The organism is Neotamlana sedimentorum (genome assembly GCF_000943565.1).
Taxonomy (GTDB): domain Bacteria; phylum Bacteroidota; class Bacteroidia; order Flavobacteriales; family Flavobacteriaceae; genus Neotamlana; species Neotamlana sedimentorum.
Genome location: NZ_JTDW01000005.1, coordinates 294,969 through 315,158 on the forward strand (window position 1 = coordinate 294,969; position 20,190 = coordinate 315,158).

17 protein-coding genes are annotated in these 20,190 nt (G+C 32.1%); 13 read left to right on the top strand and 4 right to left on the bottom strand.

Going from position 1 to position 20,190, the window contains the following annotated elements; translation table 11 throughout:
* Positions 1–608 precede the first annotated feature (608 nt).
* The gene (locus PW52_RS08545; protein WP_044632508.1) at positions 609–1,619 is read right to left on the bottom strand and encodes a 3-oxoacyl-ACP synthase III family protein; all 1,011 of its coding nucleotides are present in this window, start codon (positions 1,617–1,619) and stop codon (positions 609–611) included.
* 244 nt (positions 1,620–1,863) lie between these two features.
* Between PW52_RS08545 and htpG the strand changes: the two genes are divergently transcribed.
* The 7 genes from htpG to PW52_RS08580 all read left to right on the top strand — a co-directional run bounded on the left by htpG (position 1,864) and on the right by PW52_RS08580 (position 10,085).
* Entirely contained in the window at positions 1,864–3,777 is a 1,914-nt protein-coding gene (gene htpG, locus PW52_RS08550) for a molecular chaperone HtpG (protein WP_044632509.1), read from the top strand.
* A 245-nt stretch (positions 3,778–4,022) separates the two neighbouring features.
* Positions 4,023–4,484 carry an FKBP-type peptidyl-prolyl cis-trans isomerase gene (locus PW52_RS08555; protein WP_044632510.1) on the top strand — a complete coding sequence of 154 codons (462 nt, stop codon included), beginning with the start codon at positions 4,023–4,025 and terminating at the stop codon, positions 4,482–4,484.
* Positions 4,485–4,600: 116 nt separating this feature from the next.
* Positions 4,601–5,842 (top strand): DUF3089 domain-containing protein, encoded by a 1,242-nt coding sequence (locus PW52_RS17125; protein ID WP_052823435.1) that lies wholly within the window; start codon positions 4,601–4,603, stop codon positions 5,840–5,842.
* A 141-nt stretch (positions 5,843–5,983) separates the two neighbouring features.
* Positions 5,984–6,787: a helix-turn-helix domain-containing protein gene (locus tag PW52_RS08565; protein ID WP_044632511.1), complete on the top strand. Its 804-nt coding sequence runs from the start codon at positions 5,984–5,986 to the stop codon at positions 6,785–6,787.
* Positions 6,788–6,871: 84 nt separating this feature from the next.
* Positions 6,872–7,417, top strand: a complete 546-nt coding sequence (locus PW52_RS08570; protein ID WP_044632512.1) for a cupin domain-containing protein — start codon at positions 6,872–6,874, stop codon at positions 7,415–7,417.
* Between the two features lie 486 nt (positions 7,418–7,903).
* On the top strand, positions 7,904–9,094 hold the full coding sequence (locus PW52_RS08575) for an adenylate/guanylate cyclase domain-containing protein (RefSeq protein WP_082050875.1): 1,191 nt from the start codon (positions 7,904–7,906) through the stop codon (positions 9,092–9,094).
* 484 nt (positions 9,095–9,578) lie between these two features.
* Positions 9,579–10,085: a DUF421 domain-containing protein gene (locus PW52_RS08580; RefSeq protein WP_316930136.1), complete on the top strand. Its 507-nt coding sequence runs from the start codon at positions 9,579–9,581 to the stop codon at positions 10,083–10,085.
* Positions 10,086–10,252: 167 nt separating this feature from the next.
* Here PW52_RS08580 and PW52_RS17775 read toward each other — a convergent pair whose 3' ends face one another.
* Complete coding sequence (locus PW52_RS17775) at positions 10,253–10,420, bottom strand: hypothetical protein (protein WP_262509261.1); 168 nt, start codon at positions 10,418–10,420, stop codon at positions 10,253–10,255.
* Positions 10,421–10,582: 162 nt separating this feature from the next.
* Between PW52_RS17775 and PW52_RS08585 the strand changes: the two genes are divergently transcribed.
* A complete protein-coding gene (locus PW52_RS08585; RefSeq protein ID WP_044632515.1) occupies positions 10,583–11,503 on the top strand; it encodes a DUF2971 domain-containing protein in 921 nt (306 codons plus the stop codon).
* Between the two features lie 190 nt (positions 11,504–11,693).
* Here the strand turns inward: PW52_RS08585 and PW52_RS08590 are convergent, their stop codons facing one another.
* Positions 11,694–14,330, bottom strand: coding sequence for a valine--tRNA ligase (locus PW52_RS08590; RefSeq protein ID WP_044632516.1), 2,637 nt, complete (start codon positions 14,328–14,330; stop codon positions 11,694–11,696).
* 275 nt (positions 14,331–14,605) lie between these two features.
* Between PW52_RS08590 and PW52_RS08595 the strand changes: the two genes are divergently transcribed.
* The gene (locus PW52_RS08595) at positions 14,606–15,022 is read left to right on the top strand and encodes a DUF1573 domain-containing protein (protein WP_044632517.1); all 417 of its coding nucleotides are present in this window, start codon (positions 14,606–14,608) and stop codon (positions 15,020–15,022) included.
* Between the two features lie 54 nt (positions 15,023–15,076).
* On the opposite strand, the gene PW52_RS08600 is transcribed toward PW52_RS08595, so the two are convergent.
* Positions 15,077–16,411: an aspartyl protease family protein gene (locus PW52_RS08600; RefSeq protein ID WP_044632518.1), complete on the bottom strand. Its 1,335-nt coding sequence runs from the start codon at positions 16,409–16,411 to the stop codon at positions 15,077–15,079.
* A 121-nt stretch (positions 16,412–16,532) separates the two neighbouring features.
* On the opposite strand from PW52_RS08600, the gene PW52_RS08605 reads away from it, so the two are divergent.
* From PW52_RS08605 to PW52_RS08620, 4 genes are read left to right on the top strand one after another with little or no spacing between them, the layout of a single operon-like run.
* On the top strand, positions 16,533–17,723 hold the full coding sequence (locus PW52_RS08605) for a pyridoxal phosphate-dependent aminotransferase (RefSeq protein WP_044632519.1): 1,191 nt from the start codon (positions 16,533–16,535) through the stop codon (positions 17,721–17,723).
* The gene (murB, locus tag PW52_RS08610) at positions 17,723–18,736 is read left to right on the top strand and encodes a UDP-N-acetylmuramate dehydrogenase (RefSeq protein ID WP_044632520.1); all 1,014 of its coding nucleotides are present in this window, start codon (positions 17,723–17,725) and stop codon (positions 18,734–18,736) included. The genes PW52_RS08605 and murB overlap by 1 nt, the downstream gene beginning before the upstream one ends.
* A 54-nt stretch (positions 18,737–18,790) precedes the next feature.
* On the top strand, positions 18,791–19,321 hold the full coding sequence (locus PW52_RS08615) for an RNA polymerase sigma factor (RefSeq protein ID WP_044632521.1): 531 nt from the start codon (positions 18,791–18,793) through the stop codon (positions 19,319–19,321).
* An 11-nt stretch (positions 19,322–19,332) separates the two neighbouring features.
* Positions 19,333–20,121: an anti-sigma factor gene (locus PW52_RS08620; protein WP_044632522.1), complete on the top strand. Its 789-nt coding sequence runs from the start codon at positions 19,333–19,335 to the stop codon at positions 20,119–20,121.
* Positions 20,122–20,190 lie beyond the last annotated feature (69 nt).

A 20,190-nucleotide genomic window follows, 5' to 3' on the forward strand; every position in this document is an offset into this window, starting at 1 on the left:
ACTGATATGCTTTTAGGGTTTTGATGTTTTTAAAATAATTTGATTAATACTGTTTTTGAAACTGTACATATATTTTTTTAACCTTAATAACAACTAAAAGCCTAAATTCTATAAAAAAAGCGACTGTTTTAAATCTAAATAGCATTACTTATAAATTTTGAACAATTCTTAAATTTTCACTTATAATTTTTTCTAAAATCAATCTAAATAACAAAAAAACAAAACCCATGAATTATATTTTAATAATTTTTTAAGGTGTAAAAATTTTAAAAAAATAAATAATATGTTAAAATTTTAAATTTTACGCAATATTAAAATTATCTTTACGTTATAATATAAAGTACAATCATCTAACCAAACACGAAGTTTTAATTATTTGGAATTAGTCGTCTAAAAAAATTCGTACATATGAAGATTAGTATTATTTAAAAACTCGAAATTGTTTATTTCGAGTTTTGTTTTTTAGTTAAAGTTTGTTAAATATATATATATGATGAAATAAAACGAAAGATTTTTCGTCTTATATAATAAGATTCTTCACATTAGTGTTAGTTGAAGTTGATTAATAGCTAGAAAAACCCAAAACTATACGTTTTGGGTTTTTTGTTTTACCAGTTAATTATTGCGCTTCCCCAGGTAAAACCACTTCCAAAAGCTGCTAAAACCACCGTATCTCCGGTTTTTATTTTTCCCTCTTCCCAGGCTTCGGTTAAAGCAATTGGTATAGAAGCCGCTGTAGTATTTCCGTATTTTTGAATATTATTAAACACTTGACTGTCTGATAATCTGAATTTTTTTTGAATAAACTGTGCAATTCGTAAGTTAGCTTGATGCGGAATTAACATATCAATAGATTCTTTATGTAAGCCATTTGCCATTAAACCTTCCATAATAACTTCACTAAATCGAACTACAGCATTTTTAAACACAAATTGTCCGTTCATATAAGGAAAATAGCTTTCATCTTCTGGGTTATTATCTTCTAAAATATCATTCACCCAACGCGTTCCCATTCCAGGAGCCTTCAACACTAATTCTTCGGCATGCTCCCCTTGGCTGTGTAAATGTGTAGATAAAATGCCTTTATTATTATTTTCTTCACGCGTTAAAACTGCAGCTCCTGCCCCATCTCCAAAAATAACACTAACGCCACGACCTCGTGTTGTTTTATCTAAACCATGCGAATGTAACTCACTACCAATTACAAGTATGTTTTTGTACATACCTGTTTTTATAAAATTATCGGCTACAGATAAAGCATAAATAAAACCCGAACATTGGTTTCTAACATCTAAAGCACCTACAGTTTTTATTCCCAAGGCATGCTGTACTTGCACACCCGGACCTGGAAAATACATATCTGGGCTTAAAGTGGCGAAAACTATAAAATCAATATCATCTTTACTTATTCCTGCTCGATCTATAGCTATTTTTGCAGCTTTAACCCCCATTGTTGCAGTAGTATCGTCGCTGCCTTGTTTAACCCAACGACGTTCCTTTATTCCTGTTCTTTCTGTAATCCACGCGTCATTAGTGTCCATCATTTTAGATAAATCATCATTTGTAACCACATTTTCTGGCACATATTTACCTAAACCTATTATTTTCGAATTGTACATAGTCTTAAAGTTTATTCAGATAGTTTCAAATTACAATAACTTTAAATTATTTCCAATAAACAAATCATATAATTCATTTTATTTAAAAAATCTTATTCAATTTTTACTATTTCTTATTTCCATAAAAACTATGTCACTTTGTCACATTTTAAGAATTGGCATTTTTGTTGAAATACCTTCATCATTAAAATTAAAATCAATAAATAGATTTTCACTTTTGTGAGAATGATAAATAAATTAAATTATGGCAACAGGAAACATTAATGTATCGGTAGAGAATATCTTTCCGTTAATTAAAAAATTCTTATACAGCGACCACGAAATATTTTTACGTGAGCTTATTAGTAACGCAACAGATGCAACTTTAAAACTTAAACATTTAACCAATATTGGTGAAGCTAAAGTTGAGTATGGCAGTCCACAAATTGAAGTAAAAATTGATAAAGACGGTAAAAAACTTCATATTATAGATCAAGGTTTAGGTATGACTGCCGAAGAGGTTGAAAAATACATTAACCAAGTAGCCTTTTCTGGAGCTGAAGAATTTTTAGATAAATATAAAGATTCTGCTAAAGATTCTGGAATTATCGGTCATTTTGGTTTAGGTTTTTACTCGGCCTTTATGGTTGCCGAAAAAGTTGAAATCATCACGAAATCATTTAAAGATGAACCTGCGGCGCATTGGACTTGCGACGGCTCGCCTGAATTTACTTTAGAAGCTGCCGATAAAACCGAAAGAGGTACTGAAATTATTCTTCATATTGCCGAAGATTCTACCGAATTTCTTGAAGAATCTCGTATTCGTGAGCTTTTAAACAAATACAACAAGTTTATGCCTGTGCCAATTAAATTTGGTACTAAAGAAATAAACGACCCAGAGCATGAGCCTGCAACTATTACCGATAAAGATGGTAAAGAAACCAAAGAACCACACAGAAAAATTACGGTTGATGATATAATAAACAACCCTAACCCAGCGTGGACAAAGCAACCAGCCGATTTAAAAGACGACGATTACAAAAACTTTTATCGCGAGTTGTACCCAATGCAGTTCGAAGAGCCGTTATTTAACATTCACTTAAATGTTGATTATCCGTTTAACTTAACTGGTATTCTGTATTTCCCAAAAATGGGACAAGACATGAATATTCAAAAAGATAAAATTCAATTATACCAAAACCAAGTTTTTGTAACCGATAATGTTGAAGGTATTGTACCAGAATTTTTAACCATGTTACGTGGTGTCATCGATTCTCCAGACATTCCATTAAACGTATCGCGTTCATACTTACAAGCCGATGGTGCTGTAAAAAAGATTTCATCTTACATTACACGTAAAGTAGCCGATAAATTAAAATCGCTATTTAATAGCAATCGTGAAGATTTTGAAGCAAAATGGGACGACATTAAAGTGGTTATTGAATACGGAATGCTTTCCGAAGAAAAATTCTTTGAAAAAGCAGATGCTTTCGCACTTTACCCAACGGTTGATGGTAGCTACTACACATACGAAGAATTATTCAATAAAATTAAAGCAAACCAAACCGATAAAGATGATAAATTAGTAATTCTTTACGCTTCAGACAAAGATGCACAACACAGTTACATCGAGTCTGCAAAAGCAAAAGGTTACGAAGTTTTATTATTAGATTCTCCAATAGTTTCGCACTTAATCCAGAAGTTAGAAACATCAAAAGAAAACATCTCTTTTGCACGTGTTGATGGCGATCACATCGATAATTTAATTAAGAAAGATGAAAACACTATTTCTAAGTTAGATGACGATCAAAAGAAAACTTTAGAAGAATTATTAAAAGAAGTTGTGCCTTCTGATAAATTTATGGTTCAATTAGAAGCTATGGATAGCGAAGCAAATCCGTTTATAATTACGCAACCAGAATTTATGCGCCGTATGAAAGAAATGCAAGCTACCGGAGGCGGTGGTGGTATGTTTGGCATGGGTAATATGCCCGAAATGTACAACTTAGTTGTTAACATCAATAATGCCTTAGTAAGCGATATTTTAAACACCGAAGCTAAAGAGGATAAAGAACGCTTAATTAATCAAGGATTAGATTTAGCGCGTTTATCTCAAGGTTTATTAAAAGGTGAAGAACTTACAAACTTTATAAAACGTAGCTACGCTATGATAAAGTAACTCTGTTGTTTTGGTAACATTCTAGAACGATAAAATATATTTCGAGACGCTTTAAAAATCGAAAACCTGTCATCCTGAACTTGTTTCAGGATCTCATTAATTGTGAGAATAGAATCTGAAAATAATTCAGAAGGACACTAAAGGTTGGTTTTTAAAGCGTCTCCTTTTTATTTCAACAAAACTTTAACAAATAACGCCGTTTACAACACTTACATCTTATTATATTTACCGCTAAAATTTTAAACATGAAAAAAACCTTATTAGCCTTTGCCTTAATAATTCCATTAATATTTACGGCTTGTAAAAACGACGACACTGTAGATTATAGAACTCAAAACGATGAAGACATTCAAAATTACATTGCCGAAAATAGCCTAAATGCTGTAAAAACCGATTCGGGTTTGTACTATGTTATTAACGAACAAGGCTCTGGCGAACAACCAACTTATACAAGCAACGTAACCGTAGCTTACAAAGGCTATTTTTTAAATGGCAGCGTTTTCGACGAAAGTAGTGAAAGCGGTGTTTCGTTTAACTTACAGCAAGTTATTGCAGGTTGGACCGAAGGTATTACTTATTTCAAAGAAGGTGGTAGCGGTATACTTTTAATTCCTGCACATTTAGGGTACGGTAATAGTAGTTACGCCGGTATTCCTGGAGGTTCTGTGCTAATTTTTGATATTAACTTAATTTCGGTTAACGAATAAAGTCTAAGCAATTTAACAAAACATAAAAGTCGCCCTTAATTTAGGAGCGACTTTTTTATTATATTAGCTTAACAAACTATTTTTCAGACATTTATTTTTAAAAACCTACTTAAAAGATGAAAAAGCTATTATTACTTGCCCTAATTATATTACAAACTGCATGCTCTAAAAGTGATAACGGCGGTACAGAAGAAGAACAAGAAGACGATGACGACCCAGTTACAGAAGTTATTGATATTCCAACCTCAACTGTAGATTTCGAGAATACCGAAAATTGGGTAATTCACCCCGAAAAAACCACTCTTTTACCTTTTTACAATTTAGATATTGCGTTAATTGATGAAAATTTAAACATTGAAGAAACCATTGCTGTAGAAAATAACGCCACCGTAAATACTGGTGTCGATGTATTTTGGGTGCACCCAACCATACTAACTACTGCACAAAGTGCTTTTACGCCACAAAATATTCCCATTGATCAGCAAGATAAATTGTTAATTAACCTAACTATAATTGCCCAAGGCGGTTTATTAGCAAAATACGGTCGTGTTTTTGCACCTCATTATCGCCAATCGTCTGGTAAAACCTACGACGAAACAACCGACAAGGAAGAACAAGCCAATATTATTGCAACCTCTTATAGCGATGTAAAAGCCGCATTTTTAGAGTATTTAAACAACTACAATAACGGCAATAAAATAATAATTGCAGGCCATTCGCAAGGATCGTATTTATTAGGCATGTTATTGCGAGATGTATTCGATGAAAACCCAACACTTCGCGACCAATTAGTGGTAGCGGCGTTAGCGGGAATGGCATATGTTTATGCCGAAGAAGGTCAATACAAAGGTGGTTGGTGGGAAAACATACCATTATGTACCACAACAAACGAATGTGGCTGTATTAGCAATTGGGCCGCTTTTGATGAAGCTCAAGATATTCCAGATATTAACCCTGGTTTGCCAGAGTTTAATCCGTATTTAATTAATAGCGGATTGGTTTACAGAGCTTTTAATGAAACCGAAGACTGGTTTGTACAAGATTTTAGTTATTACGGCGAAACCGCCACAAATTTAGATTATTACATAACACCAGATAGCAGTTACGACTATGCCGAAGAGGCAAATTTTATAGCGTTTAATAATTTTTACACCGCCAGACAACGCCGTGAAGCAAACCAAAAAGTAGTATTGAGCATAAATTTCGAAGCACAACCCAACGACCAACGCCCTAACGAGCTAGAAGACGAACAAGATCATATTAATTACTCGAATTGGGGTTATCACACCAAAGATTATCATATTTATTTATGGGCGTTAATGTCGCAAATTGATGAGAAATTGGAGCATTGTAATTAATTACATTTGATGAAAAATAACTAAAACCAATATTAGGGTAAATGCATTTATTGGGTTTATAAATAATTTCATTAAATTAGTTTCAGCCTATCACAAACACTTATAAATAACTTTCAAACAAAACGTTAGCTTTAACGATAGATGAAACCCGACTCAATTAACATAACGCAAATTATTGAAAAAATAACCATTAAACCTAACAGTCATTATTTTGCTATTTGTTGGATTAAAAATGAAGTTGAAAGCATTGAAATAAATCATGTAGCATATAAAAATGTTTCAAATTCCATTTTTTTCCTAGACCCTAAGTATCAATGGAAAATATTAAAAAAAGACAACGCAACTTCTTCTGGCTATGTTTTAAACTTGGCTAGTGATATTTTAAACAATCCTATTTTAAGTAATCTTCACATTAATAAAGTGAGGCTTTTTAATTCCGGCGAGATTCCATTATTTAAATTAAGTCCAGGAATTGAAAAAAGAACACAAGCAATTCTAGAAATGATTGATGAACTTTTAGGGTCACAACTTAACCATAAAGACGATGCCATTTTATCACTTTTAAACACATTTTTTGTATACTGCGACGGGCAATGCAATATAAAATCGGTTGTTTCAAATAACAATTCGAAAACAAATATAGTCTACGAATTCAAAAAACTTGTAGACCAACATGTACACGAACTTCATGAAGTAGGCGATTATGCTAAACGACTTAATCTATCTTCAAAATACTTAAATGAATGTGTTAAAGAAGTTTTGGGTGTAAGCTCGAAAAGCATCATAATTGAACAATTACTCATGAGGTCTAGACATGCCTTAAAATTTACGAACAAAAGCATCAAAGAAATCGGCTTTGAATTGGGGTTTTCATCACCAGATTATTTTAGTTATTTTTTTAAGAGTCATACCAAAATCACTCCTTCTGCACTTAGAAAAAGCTAAAAACTCTTAAAATCCATGATTTTACCGCAATTTTCACATTGTTAGACCCATATAGTCTATATACATTGCAATAAACATTTTATTATGGACAGAAAAAAATTCATCAAAACATCAGGGCTTGGGATAGGCTTAACCCTATTACCATTAACAACTAATTGCTTAACAGACACTAAGGAAGTATTAAAAACAATAAAAAATAATCCAAAAATTATAACCGCCATCCAAGGAACTGTATTTAATGTCATTGGAGATATACAAACCCACAAACTTGTTGGAATCGACACTGGTAATCAAATTATGGAATGGGTTTCAAATGTAGATCCAGGCGTTGGAATTCCGCCACATATTCACACCAAAGAAGATGAAATATTTAGAGTTATTAAAGGCCAAGTTGAAATAACGATAGATGGAGAAACAACCCTTTTAAACGCAGGCGATATTGCTTTTGCCCCAAAAGAAATTCCGCACGCTTGGAAAGTGGTAGGAACAGAAACTGCTAAAATGATTACTTCAGCTTTCCCTGCTGGTATTGAAAACCTATTCCAAGAATTAGCTAAACTTCCTGCTGGCCCGCCAGATTTTGAAAAGGTAACCAAAATTTGCAGCAGATATGGCATTAGCTTTTTATAATAGGCAGTCAATAATTAAAATTAGCCCAAACTAGCTTTCAAGTTTTTAATTTGAAGGTATTGGCCTCTTTCTTTTTCTCATTAACTACAACTTTTCCTTTTGCCTTAAAAATGTAAATTAGATATTTTTTGCAGAAATTTTAATCCAACTTCAGTATAATGCAATACTTCGGTGATTCCTTCAATTGCACCTTCAACATTTACCGCTCCAATCATTAGTTATATTTTCCTTAAAACGAATGAGACTAAAACAGCTTTATAAGTAAAATCGCTACCTGATTAAAGGATTATTTTAATTAATTGGCGTTGTAAATAATTTCAATTAAATTCGTTTAAAGTTTGATGTAAGTTACACAAAATGAGCCTATTTAGAATTAAAATAATATCTTAGAAAGTAAGCTAAAATACAAACGAAGTTAACAACCGAAGAAATTGAGAGGAACTTATGTCTACTTATAATAAAACCAAATCCAGATTTTTTCAAAGAATGATTGATCCCAGCACTTATTACAACTCTTCCATCACTGAAATTAGATATTTACGAGTAACCAATATTGCATCTGCTTTAGGAGTAATTTATAATGCAATTTGGATGTTAATTGCTTTATTTCTTACAGACGCACAGGTAATTTACGGAAGTAATGCTTTATTGGGGTTGATGTTTTTAATGGCGTTAATATTCAATAGGAAAGGATGGCGCGTACTAGCTTCCGTTTGGCTTATTCTGGCATCTTATATGTCTGTTTTATTGTTTCTTTATTTATTAGGATATTCGTCTGGTGTGGCTGTTGTTTATTTCCTTGTAATTATTCTACCATATATGACTTTCCCCAGAAAGGCTAGAAATATAGCCCATGGTTTAAGCATTATAGCTTGCCTAACATTGATTGCTACTGTAATATTTCAATCCAAAATAACTGCTCGTTTTGGCGAAATCGATCCTTACATATCACAAATAGTTAATATTAGCATTACAGGATTTATTTGTCTCATACTTATATGGAGTTTGTCTGTTTTAATGGATAAATCCGAGGAGTCCTTAATAGCCGAACAAAAAAAATCAGAAGATCTGCTACACAATATTTTACCATCTAATATAATTAGGGATTTAAAAGAAAGTGGTATGACAATCCCTAAAAGACACAAGAACATCACTATACTATTTACTGATTTTGTAGGATTTACGGAGATTGTATCGTCCATATCGGCAATCACTTTGGTTAACGAACTCAATGACATTTTTGGTCGATTTGATGAAATAATGGAAGAAACGGAGGTTGAAAAGATTGAAACGATTGGAGACGCATATATGGCAGCATGTGGCCTTGAAAATGAAATGTCTAATAATTATTATGCTGCAAACTGTATTAAAGCTGCAAAAATGATGCTATCCTACCTGGAGGAAAGAAATAAAAGTCATGAAATAATGTGGAAAATGAGGGTAGGAATACATTCAGGAACTGCTGTTTCAGGCGTTGTAGGCAAAAAGAAATTTGCATACGACCTATTTGGAGACACGATAAATACAGCCAGTAGAATAGAATCCGCCGGTGAGGCAGGTAAAATAAATATATCGTCAACAACTTACAAACTCATTAAAAACGACTTCACCTGTATTTCTCGCGGTAAGATTTTTGCAAAAGGAAAAGGTGAATTAGAAATGTATTTTGTAAAATAAACAGTTGCCAACAAGGTATATAATTTATACGCACGAGATACACACTATATCAACAAACAATTCCAAGCTAGCCAAAATAGCTTACAAAGTTTCAATTTGAACTAGTGGTTTAGCTTACTTTTAACTCGAACGTGATCTAGTGCATTATTTACAAAACATTCATTTATTAATGTTTTCTGTACCTATATAAAAACCCACTAGTAATGCTGAAGTTATTTTTTGACTTTGTAAATAATTTCAGCTAAATTAGTTTAATGTTTGATATAAGTCACCTGTACTGAACTTGTTTCAGTATTAAATGACATTATAGCATTAAATTTATGTCAGGTAGAAATTAACAACTCACAAAAAACGGCAGATTGTTACCCCATACTTAGCTTTAACAATTAGAGTTAATTCACGGCCAATAAATAGGCTTTGGCATACCAAAAATTTAGATCAATCATTATCACATAATAACATCTTAAAAATTAACACTATGAATATGGATATCGCAATTTTAGTTATTGTCTCAGTTATTGGAATTTTTACAGCTATTACGATTATTACAAGAATTTTTGGGCTTCGAACTTTTGCTAAAATGTCAAGTTTTGATTTTGCTTCAACCATTGCAGTTGGTTCTATATTAGCTTCCATTATTATTAATAAAGACCAGAATATATTAAAAGGTATTTTGGCGTTATTTTGTATCATAGGTTTTCAGACACTATTTTCATTTTTAGTTAGAAAAAGTGATTGGTTCAAAAAGTTGTTGACTAATAAACCGCAATTGCTTATGAAAGATGGAGAAATTTTCTATGATAATTTAAAAAATTGCAACTTAGCCCTAAGTGATTTAATGGGAAAATTGAGAGAAGCAAACGTCCATAAACTTTCCGAAGTTCAAGCCGTTGTTTTTGAAAGCACTGGAGATATTTCGGTATTACATAGTGCAAATAAAAATGATGTTGATTCCATAATTTTAGGGGATGTTAAAGAGTATAAAAAATGATTTCTCCTAATTATAGTATAAATACAACAAGAATATTAAATATCTATAATCAATAAACTTTCAAAGAAAAAGTATTAAAAAGAGATTAAGCTTTATTTAGGAATAGTTGAGTAAAAGCCTTACACATAACCACTCATATAAAAAACAACTTCGCTTATACAAACACGCTAAACAAAAAACTTCCAGCTATCCAAACTAGTCTTCAACGTTTCTATTTTAGCTAAAACATCGGCTTCCTTATTTTTCTCAATAACTACAACTTGCTCCGGTGTATTATTTACAAAACGCTCGTTTAATAGTTTTTTCTGTATCGAAATAAAAACCCACAAGTACACTAAAGTTATTTTTTTGACTTTGTAAATAATTTCATCTAAATTAGTTTAATGTTTGATATAAGTCACCTGTACTGAACTTGTTTCAGTATTAAAACGAGGTTATATTATTAAAGTTAGTTACAAGTATTGCATGTTGAATTTAAAATTAATCAAATGATAAATATGGGCTTGAATTTTTTCAAGGAAATCTACAACGACGATATTATTTATCATTACACGAAATCATCAATTGCAATCGATTATATACTTTATAATGAGGAATTAAAATTTGGAAAAAGACAATACTCAATCGATCCTATTGAAAGTCTAAAAGCCAATGGAAGCGTCTCTTTTACGGGAAATTATGTTGATAAAGAAATTGATGCTAAATTTTCTCAAGAATTAGATAAATTAGCAAAACGAGTCTTTGAAATGGAAAGTGCATTTAGCCAAATATGTTTTTGTAAAAACAATATCGGGCATGACTTTGCAAACAAAAATTACATTACTCAATTTGAGGGCCACGAGGAACTTTTTGGATTTACTAAACCAAGAATGTGGGAGCGATATGCAGACAATTATACTGGGGTTTGTATCGCATTTTCTAAAAAGAAAATTTTAGAGCTTAATAAAAAAAAGTATAAGCTAATATCTAAAAATGTAGAATATTTAAAATATAGAGAACTAAATTGTCGTAAAGTAAATAATGTCTCTGGAAATTATTTATTCAAAGTAGGTTTTGAGAAATATTTAGAAGAAATAGAGAAAATTGCAGAATCATCATTTTTTTGTAAACACACCGATTATATTGGAGAAAATGAATTCAGAATCGGAGTCTATTTTGATAAAAATAAATGTAATGTAGAAGAAATTAAAGGTGAATTAATATTTGATAAAACTATGATGTTGGATATCAAAAGTTGCATTCAAGCCATTTTTATATCAAGTTTTTCGAATGAAAAACAAAAACGTTCTTTCCTAGAATACGCAGAAAAATTGAATGTGCCAATTATTGAAATGTCTTGGAAACACAATTCATTTGAACCTATAGATTATAAAGAAACAGTAAAACTATTTGAAAAGTTCGATGATTTAAATAAGTAACTAAAATACCTGTAAATTAATTATTAAATTAACTGCTTCACCTACAACAATCTATACACAAACTCGCTAAACAAAAACGCCCCAAACCTCTTGTCATGCTGAACTCGATTCAGCATCCAAACAAATAGATGTAAATTCCATGTCGCACTTCGACTGTGCTCAGTGCGACAACACGGAACGACAAATAAGTTTAACCTAAACTAGCCAAACTAGTCTTTAACGTTTCAATTTTAGCCAAAGCATCAGCTTCTTTCTTTTTCTCGCTAGCTACAACTTGCTCTGGTGCATTATTTACAAAACGCTCGTTTGATAGTTTTTTCTGTACCGATTTTAAAAATCCTTCGGTGTAATTTAACTCTTCGGTTAGTTTTTTAATTTCAGCTTCAACGTCTATAGCACCAACCATTGGCACAAAATATTCGTTCGATTTTACTCTAAACGTTAATGCGCCTTCAACGGCTTCATCTACATAATCAATAGCTTCTAAATTACCCATTTTAGCAATTATAGCATCGAAAGTAGTGGATGACTTTTCGTTGTTTATAACAGAAAAACCAATCGCATCTTTAAAAGCAATGTTCTTTTCTTTTCTAATGGTTCGAATACCCGAAATAACTTCTGAAGCAAAATCAAATTCAGAAATCAAAGTTTCGTTAATTGGTTTAGCTGCTGGCCAACTGGCTACAATTAAAGCTTCTTCTCGTGTGCGGTCTTTTATGTAATGCCATAAATCTTCAGTTAAAAACGGCATAAATGGATGTACAATTTTTAAATTATCTTCAAAAATGGCAATAATCGCATTGTACGTTTTAGCATCAATAGGTTGTTGGTACGCTGGCTTTACCATTTCTAGTAACCAACCACAAAAATCATCGTAAATCAATTTATAAATAGCCATTAAAGCATCGCTTAAACGGTATTTACTAAAATGATCTTCTATTTCGATTAATGCTTTTTGGAATTTAGATTCGTACCAAGAAATAGCTATTTTACTTGCTTCTGGTTGTTCTATGCTTTCCGAAACTTCCCAACCATCAACTAATCGGTAGGCATTCCAAATTTTGTTACCAAAACCTTTACCTTGTTGGCATAGAGACTCATCGAACAGTAAATCGTTTCCTGCAGCACTACTTAATAGTAAACCAACACGAACACCATCGGCACTGTATTCTTCTATAAGTTTTAAAGCATCTGGCGAGTTTCCTAAAGATTTACTCATTTTACGACGCTGCTTATCGCGAACTAAACCGGTTAAATACACATTTTTAAATGGCATTTCTCCTTTATATTCATATCCAGCAATTATCATACGAGCTACCCAGAAGAATAAAATATCTGGACCTGTAACTAAATCGTTTGTTGGGTAATAGTATTTTATATCGTCGTTTTCTGGGTTACGAATACCATCGAAAACCGACATTGGCCATAACCATGACGAGAACCAAGTGTCTAAAGCATCGGTTTCTTGACGTAAGTCGTTAGCTGTTAGTTGTTGGTTGTTTGTTTTAGACTTAGCTAACTCAAGTGCATCATTGATGCTTTCGGCAACTACAAAGTCTTCTTTTCCTTCACCATAATAATAAGCTGGAATTTGTTGTCCCCAAAGTAACTGGCGCGAAATATTCCAATCGCGGATGTTTTCCATCCAGTGGCGATAGGTATTTTCGAATTTTTTAGGGAATAATTGAATATCGTTATTTTCGCCTAAAACCGCCTCTATTGCTGGTTTTACAAGTTCTTCCATTTTTAAAAACCACTGATCGCTTAATCTAGGCTCGATAACAGCCTTTGTACGTTCTGAGGTTCCTACTTTATTTATATGTGTTTCTGTTTTTACTAAAACACCAATATTTTCTAGTTCTTTGGCAACGGATTTTCTAGCCACAAAACGATCTTGACCTTCGAATTGCAATCCGTAACTATTTAATGTAGCATCTTCATGAAAAATATCGATAACCTCAAGATTGTGTTTATCGCCAAGGTTTTTATCGTTTTCGTCGTGTGCTGGTGTTACTTTTAAACAACCTGTACCAAACTCAAGATCTACATATTCATCTTCAATAATAGGAATAACACGGTTACAAATTGGCACAATGGCCTTTTTTCCACGTAAGTGCGTAAAACGTTCGTCTTCTGGGTTTATACAAATGGCTGTATCTCCAAAAATAGTTTCAGGACGTGTAGTTGCAATAGTTAACGTGTCGTCGCTACCTTCAATTTTATAATTAATATAGTACAGATTACCTTGACGCTCTTCGTGAATTACTTCCTCGTCCGATAATGTTGTTTTTGCCTCAGGATCCCAGTTTACCATTCGATAACCACGGTAAATTAAGCCTTTGTTGTATAAATCTACAAACACTTTTATTACGGCTTCGCTCATATCGTCATCCATAGTAAATTTGGTACGATCCCAATCGCAAGAACAGCCTAGTTTTTTTAATTGTTCAAGTATAACGCCACCGTATTCGTGCGTCCAATCCCAGGCATGCTTTAAAAACTCATCGCGAGATAAATCGTTTTTATCTATACCTTGTTCCTTTAATCTGGCCACAACTTTGGCTTCAGTAGCAATAGAAGCGTGATCTGTACCAGGAACCCAACAGGCATTTTTACCTTGTAAACGCGCACGACGAATTAATACATCTTGAATGGTATTATTCAACATATGTCCCATGTGAAGAATTCCTGTAACGTTTGGCGGAGGGATTACAATGGTATATGGCTCTCTATCGTCCGGTTCTGAATGAAAGTAATTATGTGTCATCCAGTAGTCGTACCACTTGTTTTCTACCTGTTGTGCATCGTATTTTGATGGAATACTCATCTTTGGAATAGTTTTTGAATAATAATTGGCAAAAGTACTTATATTTCTTGTTCTGTAAAAACAGATATTGAACTATTGATTGTTAAATTTGAATTTGAAACAGAATGTACTTTCATCTTTGTTAAATATGTTAATAAATCTGTAATACATCCAATATTTTTGTAGGTTGTAGAAAAAGTGAGTATGTTTGACTAAGATTTATAGAAATAATATGAATTTTCGCCCTAAATATTTTTATAGCAAAGGGTAATTAATTTGAAATAAATACTAAAATTATGAAACATTTAATTACAATCTTTTTTGTTGGATTATTCAGTTTAGCTGTAAGTGCTCAAGCTAAAATTGAATTTAAAACCGAAACTATAGATTATGGTACTATTGAAAAAGGTGCCGATGGTGTAAGAGTTTTTGAATTTACTAACACAGGTAACGAGCCATTAGTAATCACTAAAGTATCTTCTAGCTGCGGATGTACTATTCCTAAAAAGCCGAAAGATCCTATTTTACCAGGAAAAACTGGAGAAATTGAAGTTAAATACGACACCAATCGTGTTAACCCTATTAGAAAAACAATAACAGTACAATCGAACGCTGAAACTCCAACTATAGCCTTAAAAATTAAAGGTTTAGTTGTAGATTCTAGTAAAGCTAGCGTACTTGAAAAGAAAGATAAAAGTATTGTACAGCAATAAGTTTTAAAAAATATTTTTTATTAAACCTCAAGTGAAAGCTTGGGGTTTCTTTTTTTAATAAGGAGATTTTAAAACGAAAGAATAATTTAAAACCACACCGCTACGCTCAATTTTAAGTTTTAGTCGTTTACCAACATCATCATAAAATTTATTGGTTATTTCTTGTAAACTAAAACGAAAGGTTGGTTTATTGTTTATCTCTAAAATTAAGTCGCCAATTTGCAATCCGGCTAAATCTGCAGGAGAATTTTTCCTGAGTTCTGCAATTACAAAAGCAGGTTTTAAAACATATTTATATTGCGCTTCTATTACAATAGTTTGGCTATTAGCAGCACTTCTATTTTGCGTATTAGGACTTCTAAATTTGCTATGAGAATCGTCTATTTCTTTTACAAGTCTTACGCCATCGTGAGCCAATTCAATCCCGCTGTGATTATAGTTAAACTTTTCTTTAAAAAAGCTATTTTTAGTAAAGCTTACAAAACCTCTCGGATAATCGAAAACCACATTAAATCGCTTAAGCATATTTCCAGATAAACTTCCATTTCTTCCTTTGTTATTTTTAGCTTTAACAACCGAACTAGAATCCGGATACGCAACATTTACATTTTTTAAATGATAATTGTTAATTGAAAAACCATCAACTTTCGATCGTTTTCCAAAAACACTTCCACTAAGTCCGTGCCCTAAATAATCATGAAAAAAAAGGTCACCAGGATGGATATCTAAGCTATCATCTTCAAATAACCAGAGCGCATCACTTCCTCCTGAATCAATTAATAGTTTTATGGGTATTTCTTTACCATTAATATTTACTTTTACGTTTATATAAGGTTTATTATTATAAAACTCTAAATGTAACTTCTCTGTTTTCCTTTTGGGTTTATATTTATAATAACTTGGTTCGGTAAGTTTAATAAACCGCTGTGCATAATTAATTTCTACGGTTAAATCCTTAAACAAATCGTAACCAATAATGCCATGTACAGGAACACCTAATCGCGGCGCCAAATTCAAGTCAAAATTATAAATAGCATAAAAATCTTGATGTAGATTAATAACTTCTCCAATTTTAACAATATTATCTATAGACTTCGTTGCTTTAATAGGCTCACCATCGCCAAATCCCATTAAAAAAATAGTGTCGTCTTCTTTAAACTTCAAACTATCCGCTACATGCAGAACATTAAAAATTATAGGTTTACTAACACCTGTATCTAACAAAAAAGACAGTTTAACGCCATTTACTTCAACAGGAATTATAATAAGGTTATTAATAAGTTTAAACTGAATTTTATCTGAATGCTTTTTATTTGGAATACGAAACTCTTGCGAAAACCCAACCATGCTTAAAAACATAAATAGTATACAAAAAAGAATGGGTTTCATGACAAATAGTTAGGTTGGTTACTAAATTTAACAATCTTTATGATAACTCTTACCACTTATAAATAATTTTTAAAAAAACTTTAAGATAATTTTCTCAACTTTGTGTGATAAACTCAATTTAATGCCAGTAATTTCAGAAAAAGGGCAATTAATGCCGCAATCGCCAATACGTAAACTAGTTCCTTATGCTGAAGCAGCAACAAAAAAAGGAAAACATATTTATTATTTAAATATTGGACAACCCGATATTAAAACACCAGAAATAGCACTTAAAGCTGTAAAAAATATCTCTTTAGATATTTTAGCATATTCCAGATCAGAAGGTTCGGAAACTTACCGAAAAAAAATTGCAAACTATTATGCTAAAAATGATATTAAAGTAAAACACGACAATATTATTGTTACCACTGGTGGTAGCGAAGCTTTACTTTTTGCCTTTGGAAGCATTATGGATGTTGATGATGAAGTTATTATTCCCGAACCATTTTATGCTAATTACAATGGGTTTTCAACAGCTTCCGGAGTTAATATTGTTCCTGTAATTTCTAAAATTGAAGATAACTTTGCTTTACCACCTATAGAAGCATTCGAAAAATTAATTACACCTAAAACCAAAGCTATATTAATTTGTAATCCAGGAAACCCAACAGGTTACTTATATTCGAAACACGAAATACAAAAGCTGGCCGAAATTGTAAAAAAACACGACTTGTTTTTAATTGCAGACGAAGTTTACCGCGAATTTACATACGATGGCAATACACACTACTCTATTATGCAAGAACCCGGATTAGAAAACCATGCTATAATAATAGACTCTGTATCGAAACGTTACAGTATGTGTGGTGCACGAATTGGGTGTTTGGTATCTAAAAACAACGAAGTTATTACAACAGCTTTAAAATTTGCACAAGCCAGATTGAGTCCACCAACCTTAGCGCAAATTGCTGGAGAAGCTGCTTTAGATACGCCACAAAGTTATTTTGATGATGTTATTGAAGAATATGTAGAACGCCGAAACACGCTAATTAACGAGTTACAAACCATAGAAGGTGTAAAAGTCGCCAAACCAAAAGGTGCGTTTTATTGTATTGCAGAATTACCAATAAAAAATTCTGATAATTTTGCACAATGGCTTTTAGAAGATTTCGATGTTAATGGAGAAACAGTAATGGTAGCGCCTGCTGCTGGTTTTTATTCTACACCTGGTGTGGGTAAAAACCAAATTAGAATTGCTTATGTACTTAAAAAAGAAAGTTTAGTAAAGGCCGTAAATATTATTAAAGAAGCTTTAAAAGTTTATAAAGACTAGTGCAAATTAAAAACAACATATCTTTAAAGCCTTATAACACTTTTGGTATTAATGCCGTAGCAAAACATTTTGTATCGGTTAATACTATGGATGCATTACAAGAGGTTATAGCTTTAAAAGGTTACGAAAACAGATTGATTTTAGGCGGAGGAAGCAATATGCTACTAACTAAAGATTTCGACGGATTAGTAATTCATATAAATTTAAAAGGCATTAAAATAATTTCAGAATCGGAAGATTTTGTTTACGTAAAAGCCCAAGCTGGCGAAAACTGGCACAACTTTGTACTTTGGTGTATTAAAAATAATTTTGGTGGTGTAGAAAACCTTTCGCTTATTCCAGGAAATGTAGGCACGTCACCCATTCAAAATATTGGTGCTTACGGAGTTGAATTAAAAGATGTTTTCGAGTCATGTGAAGCTATTTCGGTTAGGAATTACCAACAAGAAACCTTTACCAATGCAGATTGCAACTTTGGCTACCGAAATTCTATTTTTAAACAGGAAGCAAAAGGAAAATATATTATTACCTCGGTAATTTTTAAATTAACCAAGCAAAATCATAAGCTCAATATTAATTATGGCACTATTATAAACGAGCTAGAAGCTATGAATGTAAAAACACCAACCATTCAAAGTGTTTCGCAAGCCGTAATTGCCATTCGAGAAAGCAAATTGCCAAACCCTAAAAAAATTGGTAATAGTGGTAGCTTTTTTAAAAATCCTATTATACCAAAATCTCAATTCGATAATTTAGCTTTAAATTTTAAAAATATTCCTAGCTATCCAGTTAACGAAGACCAAGTAAAAGTTCCTGCTGGTTGGCTAATTGAACAAACCGGCTTTAAAGGTAAGCGGTTCAATAATTATGGGGTACATGACAAACAAGCTCTAGTTTTAGTTAATTATAGCGATGCAAAAGGAGCAGACATTTTAAATTTATCTAAATTAATTCAAAAAACCGTTTATCGAATTTTTAATATTTCTATTGAAGCTGAAGTAAATATTATTTAATTTCGAAGAAATGACTAACTTTGATAGTAGTAAAACTTAATATCTAACCAAAATTTGATTTCATCCATAGAAAAAGAAATCGTTTCCTTATTGCAAAAAGGCGATAAGAAAGCCATTAGTTTACTTTACGAAAATTATGCTGATGCCCTATTTGGTGTTATTAAAAAAGTAATCACCGATGATGATATTGCGCAAGACGTACTGCAAGAAAGTTTTGTAAAAATATGGCGATACGCAAAAAAATACGACTCCAGCAAAGCAAAACTTTTCACATGGCTATATCGTATATCATATAATTGTGCCATAGATAAAGTTAGAAATATTAAAAATAAGTCGGGCAAAGAAGTCCAAATTGAAACTTCAGCCGTATATAAAGTATCATCAACAGAATTAAACCAGGATGTACTCGATATTAAAACGCATTTAAAAAGTCTAGACGAAAAGTATCAAATTGTTTTAAATGCACTTTTTTTTGAAGGTATGACCCAGCAAGAAGCTAGCGATGAGTTAAATATTCCGTTAGGAACAATAAAATCAAGATTAAAAATTGGGTTGCGAGAATTGAAAAAAATTTATAACCCTTAATTAATACAGTCATGAATGAGAAAATAAATACTTTCTTAAATTCTGGCCTATTAGACAAATATCTATTAGGTGAAACTACTTCTGATGAAACAGAAATGGTGGAGTCTTACATTTCAAGGTACCCAGAAGTACAGAATGCCTACAACACATTACAATTTAACCTAGAAGTGGTTTCTAAAAGTAATGCGATTGAAGCCCCTAAAGGCATCTTAAATAATATTTTAGATGAACTTGATGAAAAACCTGTGGTTAAACTAGAACCACAAAAAAAGCCGACAAGCTGGTTTAAGTTTGGCATTGCTGCTAGTGTTACGGCTATTGCTTTTGCTGTAACGTCGTACGTGTTTTACAATCAAAACTTAAAACTAGCAGAAGAAAATCAGGTTGTAGTTGATGAACTTTTTGACTTACGAAGCGATATCGATAAAAATAACGAAATGCTTGATAATGTTATGCGCCAGCTTTTAAGGCTTAATAATCCCGAAACCGAAAAGTACATTATAAAAGGAAATGAACGTGCTAAAGATTTAAAAACTGTAGCATACATTAATCCAAAAGAAAAAACATCTATGATTGATGTAGTTTCGTTACCGCAATTGCCTGAAGAGCAATGCTACCAAATTTGGGCCGAATTGCAAGACAAAATGGTTAGTTTAGGTATTTTAAATGAAGCCGATAGAAAACTTAAAAATATTCCATATTTAGAAGATGCTTTGGCTTTAAGTATCACAATCGAGCCTAAAGGAGGAAACCAAACTGCATCTACAGATAATTCTGTAGCAGAAATAGACTTACATTAAGTGTAATAGTATTAATCATACAACAAAAAAATCCTGACTTTAAAAGGTCAGGATTTTTTATTAAAATAC